A 12,199-nucleotide genomic window follows, 5' to 3' on the forward strand; every position below is an offset into this window, starting at 1 on the left:
ACCGCATCACCCCCGATTCAGATTCTACGCACGACGGTGTTCCGTCTGATTTGCGGCAGCGTACGCGGTAATTGTGATATTGATTGTCCACCAAATCCGTTGGCACACCCGATGAATATTCACCACCATCGACCGAGTAAAGTGTCACTTCGCCGACGCCGCAATTGGCATTAAACACCATTGGACTATTGGTCAAGCTACACACTTCCTTCGTCTCGCCTACGGCCACCATCACACCATCCACCAACAGCGACACGTTTTGGGGGACAGTCGCGCGGTTATTAATCGTCAACTCAATCACGCCTGAGTAAGTCGAAGCACAACTCCCATCACAGGCCGCTTGGTAGCGGTGGGGTTGGTTATTGGAGGGTTGGGAAACGGGGGCAGTCGCCGACCAAGCGCTCCAAGCGCCGCTACCCACTTGCACCCGCCAAACGGGAGAACCTGAAACACACAAACCCGAAACCGTAAACTGCAAACTGTTAACAGAATTGGCATCTGTGTCGCAGAGAACAGGGTTATTGCCTTCACTTAACGTTTGTTGGAGGGTTGATAAAGTAATCGTGGGCTTGCCTTGCACCGTTACCGTAAACGAACATTCCGCCGTTTGGCCATTCGACGCCGTCACTCTAAAGGTATTCGTCGTTATTCCTACGGGAAAAATACTCCCTGTTGGTAAGCCTGCTATCTGGGTTGTGACTGCGCCAAGACAATTATCCGTGCCCACGGGCGACACATAGGTAATTGTTTGGCTCTCACAAGCTGCAATATTGGCAGGGCAAGTAATCGAAGGTGGAATATTATCAACCACCGTATAGACAAAACTCCAAGTTGCTGTGCTACCACCACATACATAGGTGTAAGTATAGGTACGTGTGCCCTCGCAAGTGAGTGGATTGGGGTTGTTGGTGATTACGGGACTAGAGGGTATAATGGGATTACCATTACAGTCGTTGACCACAGGTAGCATTACTGGTGGTATAGCAAGGGCAGGATTTGTCACAACTGCCGAGCCATTGGCAGGAAGCACCAGCGTAGGCACAGTACCTGGGACAGTAGTCACCGAAGACTCAGGGCTGGTCTGACTAGGATCAGCATTACATACACAGCGAGTTTTAATGATTTGGGCTGGGCCTGTTTGCGCATAGGTTGGTAAAGTGGTACTCCAGATGCCATCATTCAACTGGTATTGCAAGGTTGAACCCACAGGACAACCCGTACTAGGAGCGGCAATGCTGCCTCCACCTACTATGCAGCCTGCCTGGCAACTACTATTTGTCACTTGAACAGCAGGGGCTATGGCACCGAAAGTACCTTGATATTCATAAGCTCCCATATCTACCTGTGCTCCTTGCGGGCGAGTCACACCCGTAATATCTACCGCAGGTGCGCCCGTACTCGTACCTGTATTTGTCGATGGGCTACAGCTTTGTACCATCAAACCATCATCAGCGGTTCCCCAAATATTGTCGGCTCCGTCGGGGTCGGCGGCATTGGTAAATAAGGGGTTGGCATCCAAGTTATTGGCTGATGTGCCACCACCCGTGTAGCCATCTTCGATGAGGTTGTTAGTGACTGTGACAGAAGCATTGCTGCTGCTATTGCGTACCATCTGTATGTTGTTGTACGCCTGGTCATAGTTATTACCCCACATGATGTTATTGCTGAACACAAAGCTTGTCGTAGCCTGAACACCATTTAAAACCCCAAGTGTATTGTAGGCATTCCCGCTGGTGTTATTGGTAAAGGTATTATTTATAAACTTAACGGTCATGCCTGTACTATTGCTTCCGTCGTTGATATAAAAAACGGAATAGTTACCAGAAGTTTGTCGGAGAAAGACTGAGTTTGTTACCGCCACATTGACTTTACCATTGTTTCCATCCAGACTAAGCCCCGCCGCACTTCCTTGAAGACCGTTATTATCCGAAAACACACATTCTTTGACTACCACATCAATATCGCTGGTGAGCGATGAGGCATAAAAACGCAAAGCGGTTCCGTTCGCTGTACTTGTGTTGCTTCGTATCCAACAGTTGCGTACCACCAAATGGGTTGGCTTTGAGTTCGAAGACTTATCTGCCAACAAGATACCCGCCCCCGCATTGCTTGGTTTGTAAATACCATTGACAAGGACACTGTTACTGATGTCGGCATGGCCTTTCTCTATGATGAATCCATCTATGACCGTGCCTGTTGCCGTTTCAAATGCAGCTACCACATTGTAAGAATTGTCGGTGTCTATACCCGCGTCACCAATATTTCCACTCAAAATGGTAGCATTACTCCCTCCTCCGATGACATGAGTAGGGCGCTGGTTGAGATTAGATTCTGTACCAGCAAAACCTCCGTAGAGTTTTATACTGCTTGGCAGAAAGAAACTGGCATTACGGTCGGTACTTGTGGTGGGTTTGTACGTACCCGCCGCTACCCAAATTTCGGCCCCAGGAGCAAGACAGGCATAGGTGAGTGCCGATTGCAAATCGGTAAAAGCATCGTTCCAGCTTGTACCGTTGTTGGCACCTGTGGCATTGGCTTTGACATACAAGCGAGTGGTTAAAGATGAGGTTGTAACCACAATGGCAGTACTTGTTGCAGTCGTTGGACTAGCGCAGGCAGCATTACTGGTCAGGATACAGGCTATTTGATCGTTATTCATCACATCTGTTCCCACTATGGCCGTGTAACTTGCATTCATCGCTCCGTTGATGGGCGTTCCGTTCCGCGTCCACTGATAGGCAGGAGAAGAACCGCCGTTGGTCGCCGTCGCTGTAAAAGTAAGACTACTACCCACACAAGCAGGGTTTGTTCCTGTGGTAATAGCAACCATAACTGAAGGAATCACGGGCGTACAGTTGGCTTCATAGGCTCCCATATCTACCGTTCCGCCCGTGATACGTGCTACCCCAACAATGTCAGTAGCCGATACGCCCGTGTTGTTGCCACTATTGAAGGCAGGGCTACTGGTGTTTAGTTGTAGTCCATCATCGGTGGTTCGCCAAAGGTTATCTGTCCCATCAGGGTCTCCACTGTTTACAAATTGTGGGTTTGCGTCTATATTCCCGCCATTATCAGTTCCAAATGCCGTATTCCAAGCCGAACTTCCTCCCGAACCTTCGATGAGTGAATTGGCAAACAATATATTACCGCCATTCAAACGGATGCTGTTAGCGCCATTTCCATACGCAATACTATTACGAAAAGTAGGGGCAGTTTGTCCCGAATTCCAATTTTCAATGGTAAAAAAACCATGTTGTCCTGCGGTGTTTCCTGTCGCAGTACAGTTTCGGAAAGTCCACGTTTTTGTACCCAAACCATCATCGTAGCGAATAGCTCCTCCGCGTGTCGTGGCGGTATTATTGACAAATAAACACTCGTTCATTTCACCTTCAAGCGTACCCACTGTTGTTTCAAACGTTTCGCCAGCGATGTCTATCGCCCCACCGTTGTCGGCAGTGTTGTTGCTAAACACACAGCGTGTGATGGTGTTTTTATGATTACCAAAACTGCGTAATACCAAGCCGCCCCCGCGCCCCACCGCGGTATTGTTACGAATGGTACATTCGGTAAAAGTCGTGGTTACCCCAGTAGTCACAGGTAAAGCCGCTGGTGAGACAACCGCCCCTACATGCGCCCCTCCTCCAAACGCTGCTTGGTTGTTGGCGATGATGGTGTTGGATACCGACAATTGCAACAACGCCGACGTTCCTACTGTCTGTGGGGCGGTTTGTAGCCCAATTCCACCACCGCGCGAAGTGGGAGATGCGGCGGTATTGTGGGTAATCAGCGAATTGGTAATGGTAAGCGTGTTATTGGTATTTGTCAAAAAAAAGCCGCTTATCCCCGCGCCGCTGTTGCCTGCTGTATTGCCAATCTGGTTTCCGCTTATGGTCGTATTGTTGATGGTCCCTGTCACTGCGGAAGGAATTGCTGCATCGCCTTGAGGAACCAAAGAGATCCCGCCTCCAGAGCCTGTAGCAGTATTATTCGTAACCGAACATCCGTCCATCGAAAGCGTAGCCGTTCCATAAATAGGTCTTAGACTCAACCCACCTCCGTCTATGGCTTCATTGCCTGTAAATTGTGTATTGATGGCCGTGATACCGATAGCGGCAAAAGGAGCGCCACCACCGCCATTCATAACCGATATGCCTCCGCCACGCGCTCCAGCTTTGTTATTTTCAAATTTACAATGGGTCACCAAAGGTAACGAGCTTCTTCCTTGCCCATCTGAGAGTGCCATGGTGATCATTCCACCGCCCTCTCCCAACGCATGATTGTCAGTAACAGTACAGTACGCAAGGGTGAGGTTGTTGCCTCCCGCATTGTTGAACAATCCGCTGCCATTACTATTGGTACTACCCACTAAGGCACTGGGATAAATCTCCGTATTTTGGTCGGCGTAGCCACCTTTTATCACAAAACCATCGAGACGAGTAGCTTCCGTGACATTATTGAGTATGACTACGTGTAAGGCATTATCTGTACGGTTAGCAAAACTAGGGGCATCATCTCCGAGCAAATCACCCGACAAAATGGTGGTACCGTTTGCTCCTGCCGTTGGTAATGTCCGTTGGTTTTTATCCGTTTCGCTTCCAACAAACCCACCATAAACGCTTACTCCGCTGGGAATCAAAAATGTATTGCTACGGTCGGTAGCGCCAGTGCTATTTTTGAACTGATTTTGAGTAGGGCGGTATGTCCCAGCCGCTACCCAAATTTCGGCATTGGGTGCAAGACATGGGTAGCCCAAAGCCGACTGCAAACTGGTAAAAGCATCGTTCCAACTTGTGCCGTTGTTGGCTCCACTGGCATTGGTTTTTACATACACTCTGCTGTAAACGAGCGGATTGAGGGTAGTTTCATAGGCTCCCATGTCCACCGTTCCCTCCTGAGGACGTGTCGTACCTACAATATCAGTGGCGGGGGCATCCGTATTAGTGCCTGTGTTTTTGGAAGGAGAACATCCCTGAATGTTCAGGCCGTCATCTGCGGTTGCCCATAAGTTATCGGGTCCGTCGGGGTCGTCAGGGTTGATAAAAAGTGGATTTGACTGAATGTTTCCAGTACCAGAAAAACCTCCTTGGATGTTGGAATACGAGACCGTGATTGTATTGTTAAATGAATTGAGGAGCGGACGCATGGTACCGATGCTTGTCGTAACGATACAGTTTTTTAATTCAATTGTGCCTGATTCAGCTGAATAAATCTGCTCCGCAGCTCCCGCAAAACTACTGGTGGTATTGTTGTTATGAAACGTACAATTAACCAAGCGATGCCCTGTACCTTCTTCGGTATAAACAGCACCAGTTTCTCCACCTATATTATTGACAAACAAGCAATTGACCACTCGACTATTGTTGTTTGAATTTTCAAAGGTCAATGCGCCTACTCCTTCCGTACCCTCATTGCTCGAAAAAACGCTGTTTGTAACCACCGAATTACTCCCTGCCAACGACACCCCTCCCGTACCGCTTTCACTTTTGTTGAATTGAACGATGCACTTATCCATCATCAAGCTACTTGTACTGGAGGTAGAAACACCTGCGGTAAACTTGGCGCTGTTGAGGGCAATTGTACAATGAGTGATACTGACGTTTGCGCCGTTGTCTGTTACCTGAACTCCGCCGCCGTTCCTCAGTTCATGGGTACTTCCGTTGGCATTTCCATGAATAATGCTAAATCCATCGAGGAGAGTGGGGCTGTTGATGCCCGCAAATACCACCACCTGATAGGTATTATCAGTGGCATTGGCGAGTGTATTGATGTCGCCACTTAAAAAAGTTGTGCCATTGCCACCGATTGCTTGCGGAGGTCGTTGGCTGAGATTTGCTTCATTTCCCACAAATCCCCCATATACACGAACGCTATTGGGAATCACAAAACTAATCGCTCTATCTGTACCCGTAGTGGGGCGATAGAGGCCCGCTGCTACCCAAATTTCGGCATTGGGTGCTAAACAAGAGTATTTTAGTGCAGATTGTAAATCGGTAAATGCATCGTTCCAGCTTGTTCCGTTGTTGGCACCAGTGGCACCAGCATTTACATAAAGGCGAGAGGTTGTTGCGGCAAAGGTACTTTCGTAAGCACCATGATCAGCGGTAGTTTCTTGTGGTCGGGTTTTACCTGTAATATCTGTGCTTGTAGCATTAGCATTGTTACCGCTGTTGCGGCTGCTACTGCCACAAGCCAATTGCAAGCCATCGTCAGCCGTTCCCCAAATATTATCTGCGCCGTCTAAATCGGTGGTATTGACAAAAAGCGGATTACTGGATACCCCATTTGAGTTTGACCAGGTGCCTGGCCCTGTGGCTCCATTGCGGCTGTTGCAATAATTAGTGGACAGAAAAACCCCTGTCCTTAATTCGTAAGAATTGGATTGGTTTCCCCAAACAATACAATTGACCATTGTAGGAACTGCTGTTGCAACTTGCACCAATATCGAACTGCTGCCCCCTGTACCACCATAGAAAGTACAGTTTGTTAAAAGCGAAAAATTGGTAATGAATTGCAAGTCGCTTGCTTCATTGGTAGTGATGTTATTAGCAAAAATACAATTTGTGAGAGTGATATTGGTATTGGCATCTATGCCTGCCGCACTGTAAGGGCTATCGTTATTATAGATTACACAATTTTCAAAGCCACCCACGGCTCCGCCCAAGTAATGGAAGGCTGAAAAAGCATACCCAGTGTTGTTGCGTAATACACAATTTCGCATGAAGCCACCACCTCCTGCTTTGGCAATCACTGCCCCCCTGTCACCGCTGCTGAAATTGGCAAGTTCTATAGTGAATCCATTTAATTCGGTACTGCCATTGCCCTGCATCCGTACAATATTGTTGGTATTATCACTATTGTTACCAATAATTCCAATATCACCACTTAAAATCGTGGCATTTACCCCCCCACCAATCACATTCGTTGGGCGTTGGCTCAATAATGTTTCAGTACCTGCAAAACCGCCATATACTTTTACCCCATTGGGCAAAACAAAACTGATGCTTCTGTTTGTAGTGTTTGTGGGTTTATAGGTGCCAGCAGCCACCCAAATTTCGGCATTGGGATTAAAGCAACCATAGTTTAAAGCCGTTTGCAAATCAGTAAACGCATCGTTCCAACTTGTGCCGTTATTTGCGCCGGTGGCATTGGCTTTTACATAAAGGCGCGTAGCAGCCGTGGTAATATTTGTTTGCTCATAAGCTCCCATATCCGTAGCGCTTACCTGTGGACGTGTAGTACCCGCGAGGTCAATCATAGGTGCGCCTGTATTTGTGCCTGTATTATAACTTGGACTACAGGAAGGAATTTGCAATCCATCGTCAGCTGTCCCCCAAATATTGTCTGCACCATCCGCATCTATTGTAGCCAAAAACAAAGGGTTACTGTCGATATTGCCTGCACCCGTAAAACCACCCTGTATATTGCTGTAGGTTACGGTAACATTGGCAGGGTTGGCAGAAAAAGCACTTTCTCCTCCCCTAATAATACAATTAGTTACAGAGGAATTAGTACCTAAATAATTAACACTGTTGGAACCTGTATTAAAAATGGTACAATTAGTAAGGTTCATTGCTCCATTGCTATTGATGTTTTTTCCTCCTGTACTTGCAGTATTGTTATATAACACACAATTAATCATGTTAAAAACAGAACCACTTACGTTCTGAATAGCCCCTCCCGCCGAAATAGTTGCATTGTTCTGCGTAAAAATACATTCATTGAAACTAAGGTTAGAATTGTCGTTATAAGTGGCCGCTCCTATATTTGCTGTGTTGGCTTGAAATAGGCATTTTGTGTAGCTATTTGTCCCGTAATAATTGTAAGTTCCTGCCGAATTTTTACCATTATTATTTTTGAAAAGACAATAGGTAGCTGTTAAATTTCCAGCATAATTAGCTAACCCTCCGCCAAAACCGCCCGTAATCGTTTGCGTATTGTTATTAATAAGGCAGTGATTCATGCTTACTGTTGCATTAGGATTAAGGTAAATCCCCGCCCCGCGCTCAGTTGCCCCATTGAGTTGAATTTGGCAATGGCTAATGGTAATAAAATTACCACTTCCCTGTATAAAAATTCCACCACCGTATTTATTTCCGCCTGTTATGCCCTGAAAATCAGTATTCGTGTCTGCAAGTCCGTCCTGTATAATACAGCCATCTAAAAGCGTAGTGGCAGTTGGGGAGTTGAAGCTGACAATATGGTGTGAATTATCATTGATATTGCCTATTGTTGCAATATCTCCACTCAAAATTGTACCATTTCCAATTCCTTCAAATCCCGAAATATCATTTCCAATAGTTGTGAAGACACGCTGATTCAAGGCAGTCTCTGTACCAATAAATCCGCCGTAAACCTTAACACCGCTGGGAATATGAAAACTTATTGTTCGGTCGGTGCCACTTGTAGGTTTATACGTACCTGCCTCTATCCAGATTTCATCGTTGGCGGCAGCAATACCAAGGGCGTATTGCAAATCGACGGCAGTAGCCCAAGTAGAGCCATTTGTGCCTGTTCCTGTAGTGGTAACGTGCCACACGCGGGCATGAGTCACCATCGCACAGCAAAAAAATGCGAAAAGTAAAAAGAGTTGTTTCATAACAAAAAAGGGTAGTAAATCAATCAGTTTCTCTGAGGCGTTAAAACTACCATAACAGAGAAATATTTGTTGATTTATAGGGGGGACAAAAAGGGGGACAAAAAAATAATCACCTGTTTATCAGATGATTATATAAAAGATTTTACCAGTGTCCGATGAGTGCTTCAAAGTCTTTTTCGCGATCGTCAGGTTGGAGTTTCTTACGCAATCGCTGTCGGCTTTTCTTGACCGACTCTGACGAGACCCCTAGCATGGCCGCCATTTCTGAAGACGAGAGCTGTAGTTTGATGAGCGTTAGCAAACGCACTTCCCCAGGAGTTAGTTGTGGGTAAAACTGTTTTTGGTGGTAAAAAAACGTAGGGTGTACTTTCTCAAAGAGGCTTTTAAAATCGTCCCAATCGTTGGCAGTCAAGATAGATTTGTGATACAGTTGATAGGCTCCTTCCCCTGTTTCGTTTTGTTGCTCTTTGAGTGTTTCTATTTCGTTGGTTATTTGCTGAATCAGCTCATTTTTTTCGAGCATCCGCTCCGTAAAGCTCTGTAGTGCCTGACGGGCATTATCAAGTTCTTCGTCGGCGCGGCGTTTTTGTTCGGCAAAAAGTGTTTTTTCAAGTACGCGACGACTACGCTCGCGTTTATACAACAATACAAGCAAACCCACCAGTAACACAAAGGCGAGTAGCAAGATATTTCGTACCAAAATACTATGATTATGCGTAATAGCTATGCGTTGAAGATGGGCTAAATGTGCTTCGGTATCGGTACGTACTTGGATGTCGCTCAGGAGTTTTCGATTTGCCGACGATTCCAGACTGTCTTTGGCTACTTCGTGTTTTTTCCAAGCCAAGAGTGCTGAGGGAAAATCACCTTTGGCCTCTGACAACAAGGCTCTTATTTCGTAATAGTTACGTTTGGCTTGGTATTTACTGCGATGTTTGTACGAAGTGTCCATCTGAGCAAACCAGCGAATAGCTTCTTGCTTATTGCCTTTTTTCAAGGCTTGTTTGGCTAAATAATAAAAGTACCCCGAAGCACTTTCACGGTCATTGGACTGAACACAAGCCGACGCTGCTGACTCCAACAATGGCACTGCGGCCTCAGTACGCCCTAACTGAAAATACAACACTCCAATATTTCCTTTTGAAAGTATTTCCCAATCAGGATAATGGTACTGCTGGGCGGTGACCAATGTTTTTTGATAATACCAAAGGGCACGAGAAAAGTCTTTTTTAAGCTTGTAGATATGCGCAAGATGATCGTAAGCATTGATAACAAACCAAGTACGATTCGTTCCCTCTTTGGTTGCTGCTGTACGATTGAAGTAGGAAATGGCTTTGTCAATTTGCCCTGTTACTTCGTAGATATTGCCCATGTAAAACAAGTAGTCGATCAAATCAGGCACTTTGTCATAACCCACCTTTGCAAATTGCTGATCGGCTTGTAGCAAGTGTTCAAAGGCTATCGGAAATTGCTTGAAATTATAAAAGTAGCGACCTGTTTTATACGAAGCTATACCCTTACTAAGTGGTAAATCAAATTTTTCAGCGAGTTCGATGGCTGTTTTGTGTAATGCCGTTGACTGCGCATTAAACTGGCGCATTCGGGCATAGTGGTCGGCTAAGAGCGAGTAAGACAGGCATTCGATGGCATAAAGCCTCTCCTTTTGTGTATATCGAAGTAACGATTGTAACTCCCCGATGACGTACGTAGAATCTTTGTTGTAACGAAGATTACGATTGTAAAAACTTGCCACAAAACGTTCCTGAGCTTCCGCAGGCGTTATTTGGAGAGAATCAAGTAGGGAAGTAGCGTGGCCATCAAATACACGTAGTAGTAGAAAAAAACAGATTATTTTCGATTTTGACATCTTTATTTTACTCCTTCTTTTCCTTAAAACTATGCCTGTAAAATTTCTGAGTTTAACCCCACAATCTTAGCAAAAGTCCGCATACAAAACAACTTCAAGGTTACCATACCCGAAGATTTTTATTTTATCTATTCTTTTATCCGTATAAACCTGTCAAATCCGAGCCATCCGTGTACTAAAATCGTCGATAATAGCACACGGATGGCTCGAATTTGACTCTTCATTAAAGCATTACTCCGATTTGTCGGCCACTGACCATCGCTTTAATGAAAACGAACCTTTGTTTAAAAGACATAAATAATCTCTAATTAACACCAACTCTACTCCACCTTCACCACTTTCAACGTTGCTTGTCTGTCCGAAGTACTTACTTTCAAGAAGTACATTCCCGTCGGCAATTCACCGACTTCAAACTCCTCTTGGTGCATGTTAGTTTCAGGTACAAATTGGCGGCGCAATACACTTCGACCCGACGCATCCGTCAACTCCGTTTGTACGGCTTGCCCTTTGCTGTCGGACACTTGCAAGCGGAGGATGTTCGTGACGGGGTTGGGGAGAATAAGCAGCCCCCTAACCCGCGCGGCGTCGCTGTGGCGCACCACCCGTCCCATTGGGGGAACAATTGCAACTTGCTCTTCGCTAACTGCTATCCTCGCTGCTCCTACGCCTACCCCGTCTTTCGACTGGATTCTAAACCAATATTCTTGGTAGGCCAATACATTGCCTTGCGCTTGGCGCGTTGCAGGATAAATACTGCCCCAGCCTTTCTGATCCCAATAACGAATGCTCAACTTATACAAACCCTTTGGTAACCCTGCGTCATATACGTTACCACCCGAACCGTTGTCTTGGTAAAAGCCGTAGGCTGGATGGTTTTGCGCGTACAACTCCGTCCAGCCCTCACGGTTGGCATACATAAAGTAGGGTGCATTGTTTTCGTGCGTGTTGAAAGAGCGGATTACCCCCATTTCGGGTGTCGCCAACATATCAAACGTTAATGAACCATCCGTGCCCAAACCACAAGCATCGGCGTTAATCGTCCAGTAACGAGGTGCTACTTTGTTGGCGTTTTCTACATAATATAAAGTCGGATTTTGCTGTGTACTTTGTGCCAATTCGGGTCCACCGTCACGCGTGATGAAATGACTACTCCACAACGATTTATCGTTGGCAGACTTCACCGACGATTTGGTTTCTCCCACATTGATCGGCGTCACCACAAAAGCATTCCAGTAAATATCCTTCCGAATACTTTCCGCGCTTTGACAACCTCCGCCAAAAATACACTTCGCCCAATAGGTCTGTTTGGTGACATTATTAAACGACACTTCAAAACTTGGCGTGGTCACTCCTGTGTTCCAGAACGTCTGACTACCCGAAGGGCAATTCGCCGAAATTGTCACCATTGAGCCTATGCACACGTTCTCTTGTGAGGCTGTAATCACGGGTGCTACTTGTGTGGGCGTGAGCGTAAAGGTCACCACATTGCTTCGCTCGCTTACACAACCGTTTTCCGTTTGACAACGGGCGTAATACGACGTCGTCTGACTTGGAACCGTCGATGGTAAATTGGGCAAGGCCACGTTCGTAGTGGCATTGTACCAAACCGTTCGCAAACTACCGCAACTCGACTGACCGCTAAAACTTGCCGTCGCATCACAACTGCTCGTTGATGACAACGACACCGTAGGAGCAGTTGGAATCGTCACCAATTTTAACCGCATCACCCCCGATTC

At 46.2% G+C, this 12,199-nt stretch carries 3 protein-coding genes; all 3 read right to left on the reverse strand.

All coding sequences use genetic code 11. The features are described from left to right. Positions 1-8,596 (reverse strand): choice-of-anchor Q domain-containing protein (locus K339_RS33130; RefSeq protein WP_037299853.1); only part of this gene is annotated, 8,596 nt, incomplete at its 3' end. A 142-nt stretch (positions 8,597-8,738) separates the two neighbouring features. Then, positions 8,739-10,463: a tetratricopeptide repeat protein gene (locus K339_RS0109380; protein WP_028523368.1), complete on the reverse strand. Its 1,725-nt coding sequence runs from the start codon at positions 10,461-10,463 to the stop codon at positions 8,739-8,741. A 320-nt stretch (positions 10,464-10,783) separates the two neighbouring features. Beyond that, a partial coding sequence (locus K339_RS33135; protein ID WP_157607540.1) for a T9SS type A sorting domain-containing protein occupies positions 10,784-12,199 on the reverse strand: 1,416 nt, incomplete at its 5' end.

Source organism: Runella limosa DSM 17973 (assembly GCF_000482465.1).
Classification (GTDB): Bacteria; Bacteroidota; Bacteroidia; order Cytophagales; family Spirosomataceae; genus Runella; species Runella limosa.

What these genes read in the sequence shown, in the direction of transcription:
- K339_RS0109380 (WP_028523368.1), bottom strand. Translation starts at nt 10,463, where the DNA reads ATGTCAAAATCGAAAATAATCTGTTTTTTTCTACTACTACGTGTATTT.